This window comes from Aurantimonas sp. C2-5-R2 (assembly GCF_036549495.1).
Classification (GTDB): domain Bacteria; phylum Pseudomonadota; class Alphaproteobacteria; order Rhizobiales; family Rhizobiaceae; genus Aurantimonas; species Aurantimonas coralicida_A.
In genome coordinates this window covers 32,141-53,385 of record NZ_JAZHLJ010000005.1, presented here as the reverse complement: position 1 = coordinate 53,385, position 21,245 = coordinate 32,141, and the positions used below count along the sequence as shown (strand labels likewise).

Sequence of the window (21,245 nt, the reverse complement as noted above, 5' to 3'; positions counted from 1 at the left end):
CCTGAGCGATCACCACTCCGCTCGTCTCCTGTGCGCGCGGGCGGACGGACATCTTCCTTGCTGGGTCGAGAGCCGGACGCTCGGCATTACTGGACGTGTTCTGAGACATGGCGGGCATGCACCCCGGCAGCAAAAGCAGGATCGAGCCTGCTATGGTTGCCGTTCTGATCGCCGCCCAGGCCGAACTCGAATTCCTCATGACATCATTATCTTAAGGCGCTTTAGCCGGCCTAACAAGCAAGACGGGTTTGGACAATTGCTAGACTGCCAATGCCCCATTGGACTCGCACGCTCTCCATCAAAATTCCGGCACTTTGCTGGGTAGATGAGCGGAGAAGCATGATAATGTGGCCGGAACACTTACCGGCGCTTCACGTTTTCGTCCTTTTTCGACACTCACTTTGAATATCCGCGTCAGCAGAAAAAGTGGTCGAGGTCGTCTCCGGCCTATGTCTCAGAACGCAATGAAATTTGCATTGGCGTACATTCTGGGTATCGATTGTCAGAATATTGAAATCAAGTGGTCGTACCCCTGATGAACAAGCGAGTATTTGTCGCTCAACCGTTTCACGACCCTTACGACAGGAGGTTCGACGACACATACAAACCTGCCATCGAGCGAGCCGGCTTCGAAGCGTACCGCGTGGACCGCGATCCTGCAGTTTCTATCCCTATTGACGACATTGAATCTGGAATAAAAAGCTCAGCCTTCCTATTCGCGGACATCAGCGAAGACAATCCGAACGTCTGGTTTGAAGTTGGGTATGGGATAGCCGTCGGGAAGGAAATCTGCTTCGTATGTTCGCGGGAGCGAATGGCGCAGAAGAGCAAATTTCCCTTCGATATTCAACATCGATCCATTATCGAGTATTACTCTCAATCGGCTAGGGATTGGCAAGAGCTTGAGAAAAAGATCGTGGACCGTATCGTCGGCATTGTCAGTCGCGGCGAAAGGCGCCAGGAAATTCAGAAAACGCTTCAGGATCGGACTCCCCCGTCCTCGGGGAGGAGCTTGACAGATTTTGAGCTTGCCGCACTCGCGATTGTTGCGTCTGCGTTCCCGTCTGAAGAAGGCCTGAGCGCCTACGAATTCAAAAGCCAGATGCAGTCATCGGGATTCAATGATCTTGCGTCAAATCTGACATTGCGAAAACTAAAGGCGCACGGACTTATTCATGCGGAGGAGGTGCATTCACAGTACGACAATGAACCTCATACGCGTTACTTTATTACTGAAGAAGGATGGGCGTACGTCGAGGGGAATCGCGCGCAGTTTATTTTTGAGGAGGAGCAGAAAAGCCCGAGCGGGAGGGGAGCCGAGGGTTTAAGGGACTTAGACGACGAGATTCCCTTCTAATTAACGCTCGTCCCCGCGATGGCACTGGCGAAATCCTTGGCCTTGAACGGTTCGAGATCGTCGATGCCCTCGCCGACGCCGACGAAATAGACCGGCAGCTTGTGCTTGGCGGCGATGGCGACGAGGATACCGCCGCGCGCCGTGCCGTCGAGCTTGGTCATTACCAGCCCGTTGACGCCGGCGACGTTGCGGAAAATCTCGACCTGGTTGAGGGCGTTCTGGCCGGTGGTCGCGTCGAGGGTCAACAGCACGGTGTGCGGCGCGTCGGGCTCGCGCTTGCCGAGGACACGGATGATCTTTTCCAGCTCTGCCATCAGTTCGGTCTTGTTCTGCAGCCGCCCCGCCGTGTCGATGATCAACACGTCGGAATCGTTCTCGACCGCCCGGTCATAGGCCTCGAAGGCCAGCCCCGCCGCATCGGCGCCGATCTGCTTGGCGACGACCTCCGAGTCGGTGCGCTCGCCCCAGATCTTCAATTGCTCGACGGCGGCGGCGCGAAAGGTGTCGCCGGCGCACAGCGTCACCTTGAGCCCGGCGCGGGAAAGTTTCGCCGTGAGCTTGCCGATCGTCGTGGTCTTGCCGGTGCCGTTGACGCCGACCACGAGAATGACGTGCGGCTTCTTTTCCAGATCGAGTTCCAGCGGTATCGCCACTGGGGCCAGCGTCTTCTCGATTTCGTCGGCGAGGATCGAGCGAACTTCCTCACCGCCGATCTCGCGGCCGAAGCGGCCTTCCGACAGGCGGTCGGTGATGCGCAGCGCCGTCTCGACGCCGAGATCGGCCTGGATCAGCACGTCCTCGAAATCCTGTAGCGTGTCCTCGTCGAGGCGGCGCTTGGTGAAAATCGAGCCGATCGAGCCGGAGAGTTGGTTGGACGAGCGCGACAGCCCCTGGCGCAAGCGTTGCAGCCAGGGTGCCGGTACCTCGGGGTTTAGCGCGGCTGGCGCCGCCTGCTCGCGAAGCCGGAAGCCGGCGTCGGGATCTAGCGGCGGGCGGGCGATCGCAGGCTGCGATGCCGTCTCGCGAAGCGGGTGATCGGCGGCGCCGTCGGGGACCTCGTCGAAAGCGGGATCGATCCGTTCCGCCGTATCAAGCGCGTCGTCTTCGTCGTCCGCCGACAGGTCCTGGTCGAGCCAGGAAAAGTCCGCCTCCTCGTCGGGCAGATCGTCGCCCTGCCCGTCGAGATGCCCATCGAGATGATCGTCTTCGGAGGCCGGCCCGACGACGGGGGCCGCCGCGTCGGCGGCCTCGGAGGATTCCCGCCGTTCGCCCGCGACGGGCGGCGGCGTCTCGTCCTCGGGAAGAATCGGCTCTTCCAGAAACGAAAAGTCGGGGCTTTCCGATGTCGTTTCTTCCGGCTCCGGCGCCTCGAGCCATGAAAAATCCACCGTCTCGTCCGGGCTATCGAATTCCGCTTGCTGCGGTTCCTGTCGGTCTAGGAGGATTTCAGCGCTTTTTTTTTGAGCCGTATCCGTCTGGCGGGTGACTGTATCGTCGCCAGACTCGCCCGACGCACGCGTTCCCGCGACTTCGGCCAGCGGCGTGATGCCGCCGCCATCCTCCACCGAGGCGCCGGCCTCGCTGTCGGCGACCGAGCTGGCTGCTGCCTCCGGATGCATGTCCGGGTCCGGCGATCCAGCACGACCGACTTCGGTGTCGGAGGGGCGCGGTAGCTCACCATTCTCCGGCACGCGATCTTCCTCTCGGTCGGAGCCGAAGGAAAAGATGCGCCGGAAAAAGCCTTTTTGCTCAACCATGGTTACGTCGGTTCTCTTCGATAATCGGGAGGGCACGGGCGAAAATCTGGCCGCCACGTTCCTCGACAATGATAGTGTCGACGATCTCGCCGGGGAGCCCAGCGTCGACGTGACAGACGGTAAAATCCTCGCAGCGGCCGATGCGGTCGCGTTCGACGAGCACGCTTTGCACCGTGCCGACCAGGCGGGTCAGGTGCGCGGTATGGGCTGCTTCGCCAGCCTCGCGCAGCCGCGCCGCGCGTTCCTTGACGATCGGACGGGGCAATTGCGGCATGCGCGCTGCCGGCGTGCCCTCGCGCGGCGAGAACGGGAAGACGTGGAGGTGGGTCAGCCCGCATTCCTCGACCAGTTTCAGCGAGTTCTCGAACATGGCGTCGGTCTCGGTCGGAAAACCCGCGATGATGTCGGCGCCATAGACGATGTCCGGCCGCGCCGCCCGCATGTCTTCGCAGAACCGGATCGCGTCGTCGCGGTTGTGGCGGCGCTTCATCCGTTTCAGGATCATGTCGTCGCCGGCCTGTAGCGAGAGATGCAGATGCGGCATCAGTCGCTTTTCCGAGCCGATCGCCTCGATCAGCGCCGGGTCCGCTTCGATGGAATCGATCGAGGAGAGCCGCAGGCGCATCAGATCCGGCGCATGGCGCAGGATCGCCTGGACGAGGTCGCCGAGCCTTGGCTGGCCGGGCAGGTCGGCGCCCCAGCTGGTCATGTCGACGCCCGACAGGACGATCTCGTTATAGCCGCCGGCGACGAGGCGCTTGACCTGATCGACGGTCGCGCCCATCGGCACCGAGCGCGAATTGCCGCGTCCGAAGGGGATGATGCAGAAGGTGCAGCGATGGTCGCAGCCATTCTGGACCTGGACGATGGCGCGCGCACGGCCCTCGATCGCGTCGACCATGTGGCCGGCGGTCTCGGTGACGCTCATGATGTCGTTGACGCGGATTTTCTCGTCCTTCGCCACGCCGAAATCCGGAAGGGCGCGATAGGATGCGGCAGCAAGCTTGTCGTCATTGCCGATCACCGCGTCGACTTCGCTCATCTCGGCGAAACGGCCGGGTTCGGTCTGTGCCGCGCAGCCGGTGACGACGATGCGGGCCTGGGGGTTGTCGCGCCGGGCCCGACGGATTTGCTGGCGCGCCTGGCGCACCGCCTCGGCGGTGACGGCGCAAGTGTTGAAGACGATCGCCCCCGCGCCGTCCTCGCCGAGACCGGCGGCTAGCGCCTCGCGCTTCATCACTTCGGCCTCGTAAGTGTTCAGCCGGCAGCCGAAGGAAACGACGTCGACGCCCATCAGGCGGGTTCCGCAGCGGTCTGGTCGTCGCGGACATACGCGCCCGTCGCCGGGTCGAGGTGGCCCGACCATTCCCATGTCGCGGGGCCGGTCATGACGACATGGTCGTCGTCGCGCCATTCGAGCAGGAGGTCGCCGCCCGGCACGGTGACGGTCACCGTCCGGCCGGTCCGCTGTGTCCGCGCGGCCGAGACGGCGGCGGCGCAGGCGGCCGAGCCGCAGGCCTGCGTCAGGCCGACGCCGCGCTCCCAGGTCCGCAGTGTCAACGCCTCCGGGCTCAACACCTGGGCGATCGAGATATTGGCCCGTTCAGGAAAGATCGGATGGTTTTCGAGGATCGGGCCGAAGCGGTCGAGGTCGTAGCTCCACACGTCGCGATCGACCCAGAAGATCGCATGCGGATTGCCCATCGAGGCAACGGACGGCGAATGCAGCACCGGCGCGTCGATCGGTCCGATCTGCAATTCGATGGCGCGGGTATCGTGGAACTCCTCGGCCAGCGGAATCTCCTGCCAGCCAAAGCGTGGCTTGCCCATGTCGACGGAAATCAGGCCGTCGGCCCGTTCGTTCGCGGTCAGGATGCCGGCGCGGGTCTCGAAGGTGAAATCGGTGCGGCCGGTCTCGACGCCGAGCGCCTGGGCGACGCAGCGGGTGCCGTTGCCGCAGGCTTCCGCCTCGGAGCCATCGCGATTGATGATCCGGATATAGGCATCGGTGCCGTGGGTCTTGGGATCATGGATCGCCATGATCTGGTCGAAGCGGGTCGCAGGGTCCGTGGCCAGCGCACGCGCGCCATCTGCCGAAATGCGGGCATTCGTGCCGCGCAGATCGGCGACGATGATCTCGTTGCCAAGCCCGTTCATCCGCGCGAAGGCGATGGCGGTCTCAGCGGCGGTGCCTGCGCTCTCGGTCATGGCGGCTATATGGCCGATCATGGTGGCAAATGAAAGGAGGCCGCGTGGGTAGGCCACGCGGCCAGAGGCGTTGGAGGCCTCCTCGTGCCGAATACGGGCGGTGGGACGTGACGGTAGAACGACTGTCCGCCATCACGCCCAGTTCGGTCTCGCGAGTTGCGCGCCGAGAAGCCGCCCGTTTCGCTCTTAGTTGGCCGGTGCGGGCTCGGTGGCCGCGGGGGCTTCCGGCGCCGTCGTCTCGGCCGGAGCTTCAGGAGCGGCGGCCGGAGCCTCGGATGCGGCCGGGGCCGCGTTGCTCTCAGCGGCGGGTGCCTCGACGTTCACGTCCGGCGTGTCGACGGTGACGCTGGTGCTGCTGTCGCCCGCGTCTCCGCCGCCAGACAGGCCGTCGCCAAACAGGAAGAAGGCACCGATGAGAAGAACGAGAATGAGAACTGCGGCGGCGATCATGCCGCCGCTGCCGCCGCCCCTAGGACCGTCGACGCGATCGTTGTTGACGATGACGGTGCGGTCCTCCCGGGAAGGGGGGGTGCCCACCGGAGGTGGGACGTCGCGCGGGTCGGACATGGATGTGCTCCTTTCGAGGCGCCGGCGCTTCTGCGTGCCGGGCGAGGGAGGAGCGCCGGTTTTTCCGGCGCTCCCGTGATGCGCGACGGCCGTCAGCGGACGACGTAGACGACCTTACGCGTACTGGCTTCGACGAGCACCGGCTGTCCGTTCACATAGACGTAGCGGTACTCGTAATCCGGAATCTCCCGAAGTTCGACCGTCTCGGGAAGGCTGGCGCCGACGACGGCTTCGCCCTCGAGATAGACAGGATCGACCTGGTTCGAGCGGACATAGGATACGGCGGTTTCGGGTGGGTCGATGACAGCGCCCGCGGCAAGACCCGCCGCTCCGCCGATCGCCGCGCCGATCGGGCCGCCTACGATGGCTCCCGCGACGGCGCCCGTCGTTGCGCCGGCGAGCCCGCCACCCGCATCGTTTTCGTAGGTTGCCACCGGAACTGCCAGTTCCTGCCGGCGGGTCGTAACGACTATCTGCTCACCCGACATGTCGGCGGTCAGATAGTCGGAATAAGCCCAGCCCTCCTGGCCGTCGACGGTCACCTTGCACCAGGAACCGCCTTCGATGCAGCCCTCGACCGTGGCATTGCCCTCATTCGCAATCACGCCAACGATCTCGTAGTTCGGTCCTGGGCCAGCGCGGACGTTCAGGTCGGTCGTTGCTTTGACAACCGTCTGAGCAAACGCTGGCATAGCCGTTGCAGCGATAGCTGTAGCGGCACCAGCTGCGAGAATGTTCCGAAGTTTCATAAAGTTAATCCCAACGAGAAAAGCCCTTCGCTCCTCAAAATGTCACAGGTTGATAATTGTTCCTGACTAACAGCTGCGTTGCGCAACTATTTTTCGTTGCTCAGCGAGAGAGGCGAGGATTCAGCCTGGATCCTCCTACTTTTCCCAGTCAGTCCCAATGGCGTCCCGGTCGACCTCGCGCGCATCCCGCTCGATCTCGGCGCATTCCTCGCGATCCGTGGCATCGGCGGCTTCAGGCAGCTCGGCTTCGTCGGCGGATGCCGTCAGGGCCAACTTGAAATACATCGGGTAGTGGTCGGAGCCGATGTCCGGCAGGCGCTTCATCGCGATCAGATGGAGGCGGGCATCGTGAAAAAGGTGATCGAGCGGCCATCGCATAAACCAGAAGCGCGTGTCGAAGGTGTTGTAAAATCCCCGGCCGACACGCGGATCAAGCAGCCGCGATATGCGTTGGAACAGGCGTGTCGTGTGGGACCATGCGACGTCGTTGAGATCGCCACAGACGATGGCCGGCATCGGATCTTCGAGGGCAAGCTTGGCAACCGTGACCAGCTCCGCGTCGCGGCCGGCTGAATCCACATGGGGGACTGGCGGCTCGGGATGGACGCAGAAAAGACGAAGGGATTGATCGTCCGGCAGGACGACGGTCGTGATGATCGAGGGCACACCCTCCATGACGAGATATTGCACTTTGGTATCCCGCAAATCGTGGCGGGACATGAGAACCATGCCGTAGGAGTTCTCCAGCGGATGCGAGACACCATGCGGCCTGCCTTCCGAGAGAGGCTTGAGAGCCTCCGCCCAATTTCCGTCGGTCTCCATGAAGATCGCGATATCCGGATCGGCATCGCGAACCAGCTCGATTGCCCTGTCATAGTCGCGGTTGGACATCTTGACGTTGTAGGAAAGGACCGACACGGTGTTCTTGCCGTTCGGGTCCCCCTCGTAGCGTTGGGACTGGCGCTTGCGCAGCGGCGTGAACTGCGCGATCGAAACCGCCTGCACGACGAGAACGATGGCTTGTCCGGCAAGCAGGCTCCACATCCACATGGCGGGCGCAACAAGCCAGACGGTCAGCGGCACGAGGACCAGCGTCAGGGCGAGAAATTGCAGCCGGGGAAAGGCGAAAACCCGGACGAAACCGTGCGCGATACGGGCGAAGGAGATGCCGGTCGCGAAGAGCAGAAACACCGTGACTGCGGTCAGGATTATGGCAGCGGTCATGAGTTCAACGCCGTTGGAGTGATCAGTTCGAGAGCCGGGGCAGGTCGACCTTGGTCGAGCAATTGTATCGCAAGCGGCGCAGAACAAGGCCACAGGCGTTCTGCCTGCTGACAGCGGGTTCCGCGGGATCGCCTTCCAAACCGCGCGCACGCGGCGACTCTGGCCGCTTTCCCAGCCATCGGATTTGACAATTCGAGCGCATTGGTGTTGTTGCCGGCCAAATCCGCGACATTCCGTCCGCGACCCGCCGACCATGCCCCTCCTCTTGGAGCCGCATGGAGGTCCCCATCCGCCAGCGAGTTTCGCCCGCGGATGCGATCATGCTTTGAGCATCGTTTGCTCCGGGCATGAGGGGTTTGCGGTCCTTGGGGATGCGCACCACCTTCCGGGGCAATTCGGAAGGACGGAAGGAAGCTTGATGTTCGACTCGCTCCAGGACCGCCTCGGGTCCATCCTGAACGGTCTCACCGGCCGCGGCGCGCTCTCCGACAAGGATGTGGGTGCGGCGCTGCGCGAGGTCCGTCGGGCGCTGCTCGAAGCCGACGTCGCGCTGGAAGTGGTGCGCGGCTTTACCGACCGGGTGCGTGAAAAGGCTGTCGGCGCCGAGATCCTGAAATCGATCAAGCCCGGCCAGATGGTCGTCAAGATCGTCCATGACGAGCTGATCGAGATGCTCGGCCGGGACCAGGTTCCGATCGATCTCAACGCGCCGGCACCGGTCGTCGTGATGATGGTCGGCCTGCAGGGCTCGGGCAAGACCACGACCACCGGCAAGATCGCCAAGCGCATGACCGAGCGCCAGCGCAAGAAGGTGCTGATGGCCTCGCTCGACACGCGTCGTCCGGCCGCGCAGGAGCAATTGAAGATTCTCGGCGAGCAGACCGGCGTCGCCACGCTGCCGATCATTGCCGGGCAGGGACCGGTGGAAATCGCTGCCAGAGCCCATCAGGCCGGCAAGCTCGGCGGTTACGACGTCGTCATTCTCGACACCGCCGGCCGCACCCATATCGACGAGCCGCTGATGGTCGAGATGGCGGAGATCAAGGCGCGGGCGACGCCGCACGAGATCCTGCTCGTCGCCGACTCCCTGACCGGCCAGGACGCGGTCAATCTCGCCCGTTCTTTCGACGAGCGCGTCGGCATCACCGGCATCGTTCTCACGCGCGTCGATGGTGACGGGCGCGGCGGCGCGGCGCTGTCCATGCGCGCGGTTACGGGCAAGCCGATCAAGCTGATCGGCACCGGTGAGAAGATGGATGCGCTGGAGGATTTCCATCCCTCGCGCATCGCCGATCGCATCCTCGGCATGGGCGACATCGTCAGCCTCGTCGAAAAGGCGGCCGAGAACATCGACGCGGAAAAAGCCGCAGCGATGGCCAAGAAGATGCAGTCGGGCAAGTTCGACCTGAACGACCTCGCCGAGCAGATCGGTCAGATGCAGAAGATGGGCGGCATGGGCGGCATGATGGGTCTGATGCCCGGCATGGGGAAGATGAAGGACCAGATGGCGTCCGCCGGTCTCGACGATAAGATGTTGAAGCGTCAGCTCGCCGTGATTTCGTCGATGACCCCGGCCGAGCGCGCCCGCCCCGACATCCTCAAGCACAGCCGCAAGAAGCGCATCGCAGCCGGCTCCGGCACCTCGTCCGCCGAGATCAACAAGCTCTTGAAGATGCACCGCCAGATGGCCGACGTCATGAAGTCGATGGGCAAGGGCAAGGGCGGCATGATGGGCAAGATGATGGGCGGCCTTGCCGGCAAGATGGGCCTCGGGGGTCCCGGTGGCATGGGCGGTATGCCCGGCGGCATGCCGGACCTGTCGAAGATGGATCCCAAACAGCTCGAAGCGATGGCGAAGGCCGCGCAGGGCGGTGGCATGCCGGGGCTTTCTCAAGGACTTCCGCCCGGTCTCGGGGGGCCTGGCGGACTGCCGGGGCTTCCCGGCCTGACGGGCAAGAAGAAGTAGCAGCGGCCGTGGCCTGGCCACGGCGATATGAACCCTGACCAACACGAAAATCCGGCACCCGATAGGAATGCCGACATAAAAAAGAAGGAAGATTCCCGATGCCCCTGAAAATGCGTCTTGCCCGTGCCGGTTCGAAGAAGCGGCCTTATTACCATGTCGTCGTCGCCGACGCCCGAAGCCCGCGTGACGGCCGGTTCGTCGAGCAGATTGGCTCTTGGAACCCGATGCTGCCGAAGGACGTCGAGCGTGTCACGCTGAACGAAGAGCGCATCAAGCACTGGCTGAGCGAGGGTGCCCAGCCGACCGACCGCGTGATGCGCTTCCTCGACAAGGCCGGCATTCTCAGCCGTCCCGCCCGCGCCAATCCGGTGAAGGGCAAGCCGGGCAAGAAGGCGCAGGAGCGCGTAGCCGAGCGTGCGCAGCGCGAGGAGGATGCCAAGGCAGCGGCCGAGCAGGCCGCCGCGGACGCTGAGGCGGCCAAGAACGCGCCGGCCGAAGAGACCCTGGCTGAGGACGCTCCGGTTGAAGACACCGAGACCGCGTCGGCCGAATAAGGCGCTCAGTTCGCATCCGCGATAACGAGAGTGACGAACGGCGCCATTTGGCGCCGTTCGTGTGATGGGGCGCGGCTCTCATCGAGCTATTGACCTTGTCCAGGCGCCTCCGCCCTGTCCGATGGCCTCAAGAGGTCGTTGCTGGGGGGCGCAAGGGTGTCATCGCCGTATCCGTTGGCGTAAGACCCTCCCTGTGAGGCGCCAACAAGCCGCTTTTCTCCGCTCGCTGGATTGCAACGTCGTGCCGCAAAACCAAACCAAACCGGAAAATCCCGTCCTGCTCGGCGTCGTCGGCGGCGCGCACGGACTGAAGGGCGAATGCCGCGTCCGCTCGTTTACCGAGAGCCCCGTCGAGCTCGGCGCCTATGGGCCGCTCTTCGACACTGCTGGCAACCGCTACACTGTGAAGAGTGCCCGCCTTCAGAAGAACGTCGTCGTCGTCCGCTTTGCCGAGGTGGAGGATCGTAACCACGCCGAGCGGCTGAACGGCCGTGAACTCTTCATCGATCGATCCGCTTTGCCGGAGCCGGAGGAGTCGGACGAGTTCTATCTGGGCGACCTCGTCGGCCTCGCCGTGGAGACGGTGGCGGGCGTCGCCGTCGGCACGGTCGTGGCGTTCCACGATTTCGGCGCCGGCGACATCGTCGAGATCAAGCCGCCGGAAGGCCAGACCGTGATGATCCCGTTTTCAGAGGCGGCGGTTCCGCAGATCGACGCGGATCGCGGCGTGATGATCGTCGAACCCTTCGCCGCCGGGCTTGCCGAGGCCGAGACAGATGAGCCAGACGGTGCGCCAGAGCTACCGGCGGACGACGACTGACGTCCGGCTCCGGCGTCGTCCCCGTCGGTTTACTCCGCGCCTTGTGGCGCGTAACCGATCCCTTGTCTTGCCCGCGGCGCGGATCTCTGATCCCGCTGCCACCGAAAGGAGCGCCTCATGATTATCGTCGCCGGAACCCAGCGTCTTCATGCCGCCGATCTGGAGCGCTTGCGTGGCAAGGCGAACGCCACCATCGCCGCGACCCGCGCCGAGCCCGGCTGTCTCGTCTATTCCTTCGCGGAGGATCTGACCGAGCCGGGTCTGGTGCGGATTTACGAGGAGTGGGAAAGCCGGGCCGATCTGACGCGCCACGCCCAGTCCGACCACATCGCGGCCTGGCGGGCGGCGCTGAGCGAGGTCGAGGTGCTCGGGCGCGATCTGAAGATCATCGAGGTCGCCAAGAGCGAGCCGCTCGCCTGATCCGATCATGAGCTTCCGCGCCTCCGTCCTCACGCTCTATCCGGAGATGTTTCCCGGACCGCTCGGCGTCTCGCTGGCCGGCAGGGCGCTCGCACGCGGCGATTTCTCGCTGGAGACGGTGCAGATTCGCGACTTCGGCGTCGGTCGACATCGCATGGTCGACGACACGCCGTCCGGTGGCGGCGCCGGCATGGTGATGCGCGCCGATGTGCTGGCCAACGCGATCGATTCGGCCTCGCCTGCGGGCGACACACGCCCGCGGCTCTTGATGAGCCCGCGTGGCAAGCCGCTGACCCAGGCGCGTGTGCGCGAGCTCGCCGCCGGCGAAGGCGCCGTGATCGTCTGTGGACGTTTCGAGGGGGTCGACGAACGGGTGATCGCGGCGCGTGACCTCGAGGAGGTCTCGATTGGTGACTATGTCCTGTCGGGCGGCGAGGTGGCGGCGATGGTGCTGCTCGACGCCGTGGTCCGGCTGTTGCCAGGCGTCATGGGCAATGCCCAATCGGGCGAGACGGAAAGCTTCGAAACGGGTCTCCTCGAACATCCCCATTATACCCGGCCGGCGGAATGGGAGGGGCGCACGATCCCCGATGTCCTGACGTCGGGCGACCACGGGGCGGTCGAACGCTGGCGGGAGGCTGAAGCGGAACGGATCACCCGCGCGCGACGACCGGATTTGCTCGACGACTGACGTTGCTTGATCGACTCTGCCGCACCGTTCGGGCATATATCGAACCGCCGCGACTGCCGCTGGCGCCTTGGTCCTTGCAAAACTAGTGTCGGATGTCGACGCGGGATAGTGACAAAGGCGGCAAAGCGGTGTATGGGCGACACCGATTTCCTCAGAATAACTTGACCGTACCCGCGGCCATGTCGGCTGAGACTAACTTTTCCGGCATGAAACGAATTGAGGCTATGCCATGAACATTATCTCCGAACTCGATGCCGCCGAGGCCGAGCGTATCAACGCGATCCGTACCCTTCCGGAATTTTCCGCCGGCGACACGCTGCGCGTCAACGTCAAGGTCACCGAGGGCACGCGCACGCGTGTCCAGGCCTATGAAGGCGTCTGCATCGCGCGGTCGGGCGCGGGCATCCAGGAAAACTTCACGGTCCGCAAGATTTCCTATGGCGAAGGCGTCGAGCGCGTCTTCCCGCTCTATTCGCCGCAGCTCGATTCGGTCGAGATCGTGCGGCGCGGTAAGGTACGGCGGGCCAAGCTCTATTATCTGCGCGATCGCCGCGGCAAGTCGGCCCGTATCGTCGAGGCGACCAATGTGCGCGCCCGCAAGCTGAACGACGACGCCCGTCAGATCGCCGTCGCCGAGCGCGACAAGGCGAAGGCCGAGAAGCAGGCGGCCAAGGACGCCGCCGAATAAGCCGACCTCTCGGTCGGACAGAATTTGGAAAAGCGGTCCCTCTGGGGCCGCTTTCTTGTGTTTGGGGAATGAAATTCCTCGGAGCCCCGGCGGACGGAGTTTCCAGCATCGACCCGGAGCGCCCTCGCCGCGCATTTAACGATCGAGGGTCGCCGCCTCGCGGATCGTGCCGGTCGCCGAGACCCAACCCCATCGAACACCGGCCCACACCCGCTCGTGCGCCAGATAGGTGAAGAAGCCGAGCAGGCCCGATGCGGCGGCCAGAGCGCTGCCCGAAGTGAGCGAGCCGGTAAACAGAAACCCCAGAATCGACATGGTCACGAGGCCGAGAAGCTGCCAGGACGCGGCTTTCACCAGGCTCCGTACGCGGGTTTCCATCGAAAATCTCCATTGGCCGAGGCGAATCCGTCCGTCGCGATGCGTCGCACCGATGGGCAGATTCGATTGTTTGTCGAAGTCCAGGGGCGCCGACGCCAGCTTGGGAGGCAGGTGGAAAGTCGGCGCCCTGGGAGGGAATGTGACGACCATAGGCTTTTCAGCCACTCACGGGAATTCTGTGAATTCTCATGGTTTGATTCACAAATGTAGATTTTCTTCGTGAACTATGACAATTATCAACAATCATGGATAAACGACAAAGATCCCGCCTTTTCCGCGAACGCCTGGGCTCTGCCATGACCTCGGCGGCGATGTCGAAGAGTGCGTTGGCACGTGCGACCGGGGCAGATCGCTCGACCGTCTCGCTGATTCTGTCGTCCGACGAGGGCCGGCTGCCCAACGCGCAATTCGCGGCGGAATGCGCGACCGCGCTCGGGGTGTCCTGCGACTGGCTGCTGGGGCTCACCGACCGGCGCGAGCGCAGCGCCGATGTCCTGCAGGTGGCGATGCGTATCGAGGAAGCGGCGCGGGCGCCCTCCGACAAGTCGATCTATCGCTGGCACGAGGAGGCGCGCGGCTACAAGATCCGGCACGTTCCGGCGACCTTGCCGGATATGCTGAAGTCGGAATCGGTGCTGCGTTTCGAATATGGCGATTTCCTCGGCCGCACGTCCGACCAGGCGATCGCCGACATGCGCGACCGGCTTGCCTATCTCCGAGCGCCGGATACCGATTACGAGATCGCCATGCCGATCGATGCGCTGGAGAGTTTCGCGGCCGGCGAGGGCTATTGGCGCGGCCTGCCGTCAGCCGAGCGACGGGCGCAGCTCGAGCGGCTGGCCCGGCTGACCGAAGAACTGTATCCCTCGCTCCGGCTGTATCTCTTCGACCGCAAGAAGGTCTTCTCCGCGCCGGTGACGATCTTCGGCCCGCTGCAGGCGGCGGTTTATGTCGGCCGCTTCTATCTCGCCTTTCGCGAGCGCCGGCAGGTCATGGAGCTGACCCGGCATTTCGACGGGCTGGTGCGCGAAGCCGATTTCGAGGCGCGGCACACCCCGCGCTTCATCGAGGATCTGGTGGTGCCGGAGTAGCCGAGCCGCTGCTTGAGCGCCGCGGGCGAACGCGCCGATTGTCACTTGAGCCGGCAATTGCTATTTCGTGGCCATGACAAGAGTCCGGAACCGGAAAGCACGGGCGCATTTGCCGACCAGCGAGGGCTTCGCCAAGCTCTCAGACCATGCGCGCCTGCCTGGCCGCTTCTTCTACCGGCTGATCGCGAAGAGCAGTTAGCTCTCTTGCAACCGGGGTGCGAATTTGGCTTTCTTCTCCTCTGAATGGCGGAGGAAGAAAGATGGCAAAGGTTACCTGCACTGTGTCGGAGGCAGGTCTCGACGGCGATCATGGCTCTGTAGAGGGCCTGGAAGTCACATGTGACAAATGTGGTCACACAATAACTGTCTACGGCACGGGCGATGATTCCCGTCGGCGAGCGGGCGCTACTTTAAAAGAAGAGTGCCTGCGCGGCGAAAATAACTTCTACATAACTGATTAGTTGGTGATTCCTACAATGGCGCGCACTGTATATGACAAGATCTGGGACGAACATCTCGTCGAGGAACAGGAGGGCGGCACCTGCCTCCTTTATATCGATCGCCATCTCGTCCATGAGGTCACCAGCCCGCAGGCGTTCGAGGGCCTGCGGCTCGCCGGCCGCAAGGTGCGTCAGCCGGAGAAGACGCTCGCCGTCGTCGACCACAACGTGCCGACGACCGATCGCTCGCGCGGCATCGCCAACCCGGAAAGCCGCATTCAGGTCGAGGCGCTGGCGAGGAACGCCGCCGATTTCGGCATCGAATATTTCAACGAGGTCGACCGGCGGCAGGGCATCGTCCACATCATCGGTCCCGAACAGGGCTTCACCCTGCCGGGCATGACCATCGTCTGCGGTGACAGCCACACCTCGACCCACGGCGCCTTCGGTGCATTGGCGCACGGCATCGGCACCTCCGAAGTCGAGCATGTGCTGGCCACCCAGACGCTGATCCAGTCCAAGGCCAAGAACATGCTGGTGGAGGTGAACGGCCAGCTTCCCGCCGGCGTCACCGCCAAGGACATCATCCTGGCGATCATCGGCGAAATCGGCACGGCGGGCGGCACCGGCTACGTCATCGAATATGCCGGCGAGGCGATCCGCGCGCTGTCGATGGAAGGGCGGATGACGATCTGCAACATGTCGATCGAGGCCGGCGCGCGGGCCGGGCTCATCGCTCCGGACGAGACCACCTTCGCCTATATCGAGGACAAGCCGCGCGCGCCCAAGGGCGAGGCGTTCAAGATGGCCGTCGACTATTGGCGGACGCTGACATCGGACCAAGGCGCCCATTACGACAAGGTGGTGCGGCTCGACGCGGCCAATTTGCCGCCGATCGTCTCCTGGGGCTCGTCGCCCGAGGACGTCGTCTCCATCGACGGCGTCGTGCCCGACCCGGCGGCGATCCCGGACGAAAACAAGCGCAAGTCGAAGCAGCGCGCTCTCGACTATATGGGACTGACCCCCGGCACGAAGATCACCGATATCGCGGTGGACATGATCTTCATCGGCTCCTGCACCAATGGCCGGATCGAGGATCTGCGGGCCGTCGCCAAGGTGGTCGAAGGGCGCCGTATGGCGACGGGCGTCTCTGGCATGATCGTGCCCGGCTCGGGGTTGGTGAAGGCGCAGGCGGAGGAAGAAGGGCTCGACCGGATCTTCACGGCGGCCGGCTTCGAATGGCGCGAGCCCGGCTGCTCGATGTGCCTCGGCATGAACGAGGACCGGCTGAAGCCGCACGAGCGTTGCGCCTCGACCTCGAACCGCAATTTCGAGGGCCGTCAGGGCTCCAAGGGGCGCACCCATCTGGTGTCGCCGGCGATGGCGGCGGCGGCGGCGATCGCCGGTCGTTTCGTCGACATCCGAACCTGGAAATAGATATCGGCCGGCGCTGGGCGAATGGGGTCAGGCAACCCGCGAGATTGTTGCCGCTTGGTCCGGTGGTCTGGTGACAACAATCGCCGTCTCGGCCGCGATGACGCAGTCGCGGCCGGCTTGCTTTGCCTGGTAGAGCCTGTCGTCCGCCCGACGGTAGGCGGCCTCGAAGCTCTCGCCCGGCCGAGCGGCGGCGACGCCGAAGCTGGCCGTAATCTGAATGCCCACCAGCGGCAGCGGCCAGGCCACGCCCTTCAGCGCCTCACGGATTTCGAGAGCCCTCGCCGCGCCAGCCGACGTATCGGCTCCTTCGACGAAGATCGCGAACTCCTCGCCGCCCATTCGTCCGGCAAAACCGAGGCGGTCCGCGAACAGGCCGAGAAGCGCCCCTAATCCCGCGATCACCATGTCGCCGGCGGCATGACCGTTGCGGTCGTTGACCGCCTTGAAGTGGTCGACATCGATCAAGACGAGCGCACCCTCGGCTCCCCGCCGCTCGGTGGCGGCGCGCAGTTGCAGCTCGAAGCCGCGGCGATTGAGCAGGCCTGACAGAAGATCCGTCTCCGATGAGACACGGTAGCGCTCGACGGCATCGAGACCGATGGCGATGAGGGCGGTGAAGGCAAACAGAAGGCCGAACGCGATACCGCCGAGCTGGAAGAAAAACGCCCAGCTCGACTGGCGCCAATCGGCGATTGTGAGGTGTGGGGACGGATCGACGAGGAAGATAAAATTCTGCGCCATCAGGTTTGCCGCCAGCAGCAGGGCGAGTGCGAACAACGCTCGGTTGATCGGCTTTTGCAGCGCTCCCCGCATCTGGGCGGCGGCGAAGAGGGCAAAGGCGGCACATCCGGTCTGCACGGCTGCGACCTCGGCCGGAACGCTATCGTGGAGGGCCAGAGCGAGTCCGGCGATGAACAGCGTCAGCGCGATCATGGCCAAGGCGGCGAAGTCGTGCGGAGGGCGGTGAAACCGCTGGGATATGCCCCGCGCCATCGCCGCCATGGCGAACAGGAACAGCGAATCTTCGAGGATCGCTTTCGCGACGCCGTAGTCCCCGCCCGGAAAGATCGCCGTCGCATAGCCGATAGCCACCAGCGCGTAGGCGATGCCCCATGAGACGCCGCCGGGAACCGTGACCCCAAGGACGAGAAAGACCCCCGAGACCGCAGCTAGAGCGAGAGGCACGCACCAGGCCAGAATGTCTGCTTCGCTCATGTCGACTCGTATTCGAATGACGGTCTCTTCGGGAGCAACCGATGAGAAGGGTGGTAAAGCGCAAAAAGCGGCCAAAGCCGTTGCAGGAGTAACCGTAGCCGACTTAAGTTAACGGAGCTCTTAAGTTGCGTGTAGTATTGATTTGGGGTTGCAACTAGAGATTTATGTATGAAAACAATCGGATAGAGGTGCCCCGACCGGTTTTGCGGGCGGCGACCTAGCGGAATTTCGGGGAGGACAGCTATCCGATGCCGTCGGACGATCGCAGGTGACGAGATGCCGGCAAGGGGACTTGACGCCGGCCTCCCCAGGCGTGAAAGGCTTCCGTCCATGGAGACGCCGGCCCCCGACATCGACATCAGGCGACTGCGCCTCAGCGACGCGCGAGATCTGGCGCCGTTGATCTCGGCCTACAACCAGTCGCTGTTTCGCGGCGCGCCAGGGTCCCCGGACCCCTATTACGCGGAGCAATTGCTGCAGGACCGCACGGCGGAGGTCCTGGGAGCGCGGCTTGATGGCGAGTTGGTCGGCTTCGTTCTTTTCTACGACATACCGGATGTGTGGACCGGCATGCGCTCGGGTCTTGCCGACCACATCTATGTGGATCACCGCCACCGCCGCAAAGGCATCGCCAAGGCGATGATCGATCTTCTCGCCGATGAAGCCGACGGCCGCGGCTGGTCGAAGCTCGTGCTGCATTCGCCGCGAAACCCCGGCAACGGGCGGCGGCTCTACGAAAAGATCGCCGATCCAGCCGATTGGTCGAGCTATGTCATCCGCTTTATCGACCGCGAACCCTCGCCGAAGTGATTCGAAACTTGTAAGAGTGCAGGGCGGGGCAGACGGTTTTGCCGCACCCGCCTGCCGCGCCTAATCGATTAAGCCGGCCTCGCCGTCCCTACCGCAACGCGAAAGGCTTGCTTTCGCAGTTGCGATACGTCTTTTAAGGACGCATCCGATCGCTGTGCGGCGTGGGGCCTGTGCCTATATGCTGCATGGTGCAAGGGAAATTCGAGGACTAGAAAGCACCGATGTCCGACGCCCCATCCCCGCGGCCCCTATCGCCGCATCTCAGCATCTACAAATTCCGTCCCACCATGGTGATGTCGATCCTGCATCGAATCACCGGCGGCGCGCTATATGTCGGCACGCTGTTCTTCGTCTGGTGGCTGGTCGCAGCAGCCAGTGGTCCGGAGGCCTTCTCCTATGCCTCGGCCTTCTTTGGCTCGATCGTCGGCCAGCTGATTTTGTTCGGCTACACTTGGGCGCTGCTCCACCACATGTTCGGCGGCGTTCGGCACTTGATCTGGGATACCGGGCACGGTCTGGGCAAGGAAACCTCGACCCTTCTGGCCCAGGTGACGCTGGTTGCCTCGCTTGCCGTCACGCTGATCCTTTGGGTCGGCATTCTGATCTTCGGTTGAGGGAGCGCGCCATGACCGACATGAGAACACCGTTGCGCCGCGTGCGCGGCCTTGGTTCGACGGCCAGTGGCACCGAGCACTTCTGGCAGCAGCGGTTGACCGCCGTCGCGAACCTGTTTTTGATCAGCTTCTTCGTGATCCTCGTCATCGCCCTCCACAACGAGAGCTATGCGGATGTGCGCGCCGCGTTTGCCAATCCGCTGGTCGGAATCGCCATGGCGCTGGTCACCGTGTCGGCGGCAATCCACATGAAGATCGGCATGCAGGTCATCATCGAGGACTACGTCCACGGCGGAATGAAGGTGCTCCTCGTTATTTTCAATACGTTTTTCGCGGTCGCCATCGCTGGCGCGAGCCTGTTTGCAATCGTCAAGATGAGCTTCGGAGTCTGACCATGGCAACGAATGGAACCGCCGACGGCAATAGAGCCGGGCAGCCGCATCGCACCGCGCCGGCCCAGAACGGCAAGGCCTATCCGATCACCGACCACACCTTCGACGTCGTCGTCGTCGGGGCAGGTGGCGCTGGCCTTCGCGCCACCCTGGGTGCCGCCCAGGCCGGGCTCAAGACCGCCTGCATCACCAAGGTGTTCCCGACGCGTTCCCATACCGTTGCCGCGCAGGGCGGCGTCGCCGCCTCGCTGGGCAATATGGGCAAGGACGACTGGCGCTGGCATATGTACGACACCGTCAAGGGGTCGGACTGGCTGGGCGACCAGGACGCGATTGAATATCTGGTGCGCGAGGCGCCGGCCGCCGTCTATGAGCTGGAGCATTTCGGCGTGCCATTTTCGCGCACCGAGGACGGCAAGATCTACCAGCGCCCCTTCGGCGGCATGACCACCGATTTCGGCCAGGGCCCGCCCGCCCAGCGCACTTGTGCCGCCGCCGACCGGACCGGCCACGCGATGCTGCACACGCTCTATGGTCAGTCGCTGCGCCACTCCACCGAGTTTTTCATCGAATATTTCGCCATCGACCTGATCATGGACGAGGAGGGCGCGTGCCGGGGTGTGATCGCGCTCTGCCTCGACGACGGCACGCTGCATCGCTTCCGCGCCAAGAAGACGATCCTGGCCACCGGCGGTTACGGCCGCGCCTATTTCTCAGCGACCTCCGCCCACACCTGCACCGGCGATGGCAATGCCATGGCCTTGCGTGCGGGCCTGCCGCTGCAGGACATGGAGTTCGTGCAGTTCCATCCGACCGGCATCTACGGCGCCGGCTGCCTGATCACCGAGGGCTCGCGCGGCGAAGGCGGTTATCTCACCAATTCCGAGGGTGAGCGCTTCATGGAGCGCTACGCGCCGTCGGCCAAGGATCTGGCGTCGCGCGACGTGGTCAGCCGGGCGATGACGCTGGAAATCCGCGAGGGTCGCGGCGTCGGCAAGCAGAAGGACCACATCTTCCTGCATCTCGACCACCTCGACCCCGCCGTGCTGCACGAGCGGCTTCCGGGCATTTCGGAATCGGCGAAGATCTTCGCCGGCGTCGATGTCACCCGCGAGCCGATCCCGGTGCTGCCGACGGTCCACTACAATATGGGCGGCATTCCGACGAACTATCATGGCGAGGTGTTGACCAAGAAGGACGGCGATCCGGATACCGTGGTGCCGGGATTGATGGCAGTGGGCGAGGCGGCCTGCGTATCGGTCCACGGCGCCAACCGGCTCGGCTCGAACTCGCTGATCGATCTCGTCGTCTTCGGCCGTGCCGCTGCGCTGCGCTGCGCCGAAACTCTGACGCCCGGCGAGGGCCACGCGCCGCTGCCAGCCGATGCCGGCGACAAGGCGATCGCTCGCCTCGATCGGTTCCGCAACGCTGCCGGCTCGACGCCGACGGCCGAGCTCCGCGACCGGATGCAGCAGACCATGCAGTCGAACTGCGCGGTCTTCCGCACCGGCGAGGTTCTGGAAGAAGGCCATCAGAAGATCCACGACGTCTGGTCGGCGTCGGAGGACGTGCGGGTCACCGACCGATCGCTGATCTGGAACACGGATCTGATCGAGACGCTCGAATACGACAATCTGATCGCCCAGGCCGTGGTGACGATGGATTCGGCGCGCAACCGGACGGAGTCGCGCGGCGCCCATGCCCGCGAGGATTTCCCCGACCGCGACGACACGAACTGGATGAAGCACACGCTGAGCTTCTGCGACACCGGTGCCAAGACCGTGACGCTCGAGGATCGGCCGGTCCATGCCTACACGCTGTCGAACGAGATCGACTATATCGAGCCGAAAACGCGGGTGTATTGAAT

Annotated in this window: 21 protein-coding genes; 13 read left to right on the top strand and 8 right to left on the bottom strand. The window is 63.9% G+C overall.

Annotated elements, in window-relative coordinates:
• Positions 1-535: 535 nt before the first annotated feature.
• A complete protein-coding gene (locus tag VQ044_RS03925) occupies positions 536-1,357 on the top strand; it encodes a hypothetical protein (RefSeq protein WP_327645361.1) in 822 nt (273 codons plus the stop codon).
• Here the strand turns inward: VQ044_RS03925 and ftsY are convergent.
• From ftsY to VQ044_RS03895, 6 genes are all read right to left on the bottom strand, one after another.
• Positions 1,354-3,114: a signal recognition particle-docking protein FtsY gene (gene ftsY, locus VQ044_RS03920; RefSeq protein ID WP_327645358.1), complete on the bottom strand. Its 1,761-nt coding sequence runs from the start codon at positions 3,112-3,114 to the stop codon at positions 1,354-1,356. The genes VQ044_RS03925 and ftsY overlap by 4 nt on opposite strands.
• On the bottom strand, positions 3,107-4,408 hold the full coding sequence (gene mtaB / locus VQ044_RS03915) for a tRNA (N(6)-L-threonylcarbamoyladenosine(37)-C(2))-methylthiotransferase MtaB (protein WP_327645357.1): 1,302 nt from the start codon (positions 4,406-4,408) through the stop codon (positions 3,107-3,109). Before mtaB ends, ftsY begins: the two co-directional genes overlap by 8 nt.
• Positions 4,408-5,322 carry a diaminopimelate epimerase gene (gene dapF / locus VQ044_RS03910; RefSeq protein ID WP_327645355.1) on the bottom strand — a complete coding sequence of 305 codons (915 nt, stop codon included), beginning with the start codon at positions 5,320-5,322 and terminating at the stop codon, positions 4,408-4,410. The genes mtaB and dapF overlap by 1 nt, the downstream gene beginning before the upstream one ends.
• Positions 5,323-5,508: 186 nt before the next feature.
• Positions 5,509-5,889 carry a hypothetical protein gene (locus tag VQ044_RS03905; protein WP_327622731.1) on the bottom strand — a complete coding sequence of 127 codons (381 nt, stop codon included), beginning with the start codon at positions 5,887-5,889 and terminating at the stop codon, positions 5,509-5,511.
• 92 nt (positions 5,890-5,981) lie between these two features.
• On the bottom strand, positions 5,982-6,581 hold the full coding sequence (locus tag VQ044_RS03900; RefSeq protein WP_327645499.1) for a DUF1236 domain-containing protein: 600 nt from the start codon (positions 6,579-6,581) through the stop codon (positions 5,982-5,984).
• A 192-nt stretch (positions 6,582-6,773) separates the two neighbouring features.
• Entirely contained in the window at positions 6,774-7,862 is a 1,089-nt protein-coding gene (locus VQ044_RS03895; protein WP_327645353.1) for an endonuclease/exonuclease/phosphatase family protein, read from the bottom strand.
• Between the two features lie 418 nt (positions 7,863-8,280).
• Between VQ044_RS03895 and ffh the strand changes: the two genes are divergently transcribed.
• From ffh to rplS, 6 genes are all read left to right on the top strand, one after another.
• Positions 8,281-9,828, top strand: coding sequence for a signal recognition particle protein (gene ffh, locus VQ044_RS03890; protein ID WP_327645350.1), 1,548 nt, complete (start codon positions 8,281-8,283; stop codon positions 9,826-9,828).
• 98 nt (positions 9,829-9,926) lie between these two features.
• Positions 9,927-10,382 (top strand): 30S ribosomal protein S16, encoded by a 456-nt coding sequence (gene rpsP, locus VQ044_RS03885; protein WP_327645347.1) that lies wholly within the window; start codon positions 9,927-9,929, stop codon positions 10,380-10,382.
• A 241-nt stretch (positions 10,383-10,623) separates the two neighbouring features.
• The gene (gene rimM, locus VQ044_RS03880) at positions 10,624-11,202 is read left to right on the top strand and encodes a ribosome maturation factor RimM (RefSeq protein WP_327645345.1); all 579 of its coding nucleotides are present in this window, start codon (positions 10,624-10,626) and stop codon (positions 11,200-11,202) included.
• Positions 11,203-11,319: 117 nt separating this feature from the next.
• Positions 11,320-11,622 (top strand): putative quinol monooxygenase, encoded by a 303-nt coding sequence (locus VQ044_RS03875; protein WP_327622725.1) that lies wholly within the window; start codon positions 11,320-11,322, stop codon positions 11,620-11,622.
• 7 nt (positions 11,623-11,629) lie between these two features.
• The gene (trmD, locus tag VQ044_RS03870) at positions 11,630-12,313 is read left to right on the top strand and encodes a tRNA (guanosine(37)-N1)-methyltransferase TrmD (RefSeq protein ID WP_327645342.1); all 684 of its coding nucleotides are present in this window, start codon (positions 11,630-11,632) and stop codon (positions 12,311-12,313) included.
• Between the two features lie 229 nt (positions 12,314-12,542).
• The gene (gene rplS, locus VQ044_RS03865) at positions 12,543-13,001 is read left to right on the top strand and encodes a 50S ribosomal protein L19 (RefSeq protein ID WP_327622723.1); all 459 of its coding nucleotides are present in this window, start codon (positions 12,543-12,545) and stop codon (positions 12,999-13,001) included.
• 135 nt (positions 13,002-13,136) lie between these two features.
• Here rplS and VQ044_RS03860 read toward each other — a convergent pair whose 3' ends face one another.
• Entirely contained in the window at positions 13,137-13,379 is a 243-nt protein-coding gene (locus tag VQ044_RS03860; RefSeq protein ID WP_327622722.1) for a DUF2061 domain-containing protein, read from the bottom strand.
• Positions 13,380-13,705: 326 nt separating this feature from the next.
• Between VQ044_RS03860 and VQ044_RS03855 the strand changes: the two genes are divergently transcribed.
• Together VQ044_RS03855 and leuC are read left to right on the top strand one after the other, a co-directional pair.
• Complete coding sequence (locus VQ044_RS03855) at positions 13,706-14,470, top strand: transcriptional regulator (protein WP_327622721.1); 765 nt, start codon at positions 13,706-13,708, stop codon at positions 14,468-14,470.
• A gap of 476 nt (positions 14,471-14,946) precedes the next feature.
• Positions 14,947-16,347 carry a 3-isopropylmalate dehydratase large subunit gene (gene leuC / locus VQ044_RS03850; protein ID WP_327645339.1) on the top strand — a complete coding sequence of 467 codons (1,401 nt, stop codon included), beginning with the start codon at positions 14,947-14,949 and terminating at the stop codon, positions 16,345-16,347.
• A 27-nt stretch (positions 16,348-16,374) separates the two neighbouring features.
• On the opposite strand, the gene VQ044_RS03845 is transcribed toward leuC, so the two are convergent.
• Positions 16,375-17,562, bottom strand: coding sequence for a GGDEF domain-containing protein (locus VQ044_RS03845; RefSeq protein WP_327645336.1), 1,188 nt, complete (start codon positions 17,560-17,562; stop codon positions 16,375-16,377).
• Between the two features lie 330 nt (positions 17,563-17,892).
• Here VQ044_RS03845 and VQ044_RS03840 point away from each other — a divergent pair, with 330 nt between their 5' ends.
• The 4 genes from VQ044_RS03840 (at position 17,893) to sdhA (ending at position 21,243) form a co-directional block, all read left to right on the top strand.
• Positions 17,893-18,372 carry a GNAT family N-acetyltransferase gene (locus tag VQ044_RS03840; protein WP_327622717.1) on the top strand — a complete coding sequence of 160 codons (480 nt, stop codon included), beginning with the start codon at positions 17,893-17,895 and terminating at the stop codon, positions 18,370-18,372.
• Positions 18,373-18,593: 221 nt separating this feature from the next.
• Entirely contained in the window at positions 18,594-18,986 is a 393-nt protein-coding gene (gene sdhC, locus VQ044_RS03835) for a succinate dehydrogenase, cytochrome b556 subunit (protein ID WP_327622716.1), read from the top strand.
• Positions 18,987-18,997: 11 nt separating this feature from the next.
• Positions 18,998-19,378 carry a succinate dehydrogenase, hydrophobic membrane anchor protein gene (sdhD, locus tag VQ044_RS03830; RefSeq protein ID WP_327645334.1) on the top strand — a complete coding sequence of 127 codons (381 nt, stop codon included), beginning with the start codon at positions 18,998-19,000 and terminating at the stop codon, positions 19,376-19,378.
• A 2-nt stretch (positions 19,379-19,380) separates the two neighbouring features.
• The gene (sdhA, locus tag VQ044_RS03825) at positions 19,381-21,243 is read left to right on the top strand and encodes a succinate dehydrogenase flavoprotein subunit (RefSeq protein ID WP_327645332.1); all 1,863 of its coding nucleotides are present in this window, start codon (positions 19,381-19,383) and stop codon (positions 21,241-21,243) included.
• The last annotated feature ends 2 nt before the right edge of the window (positions 21,244-21,245 follow it).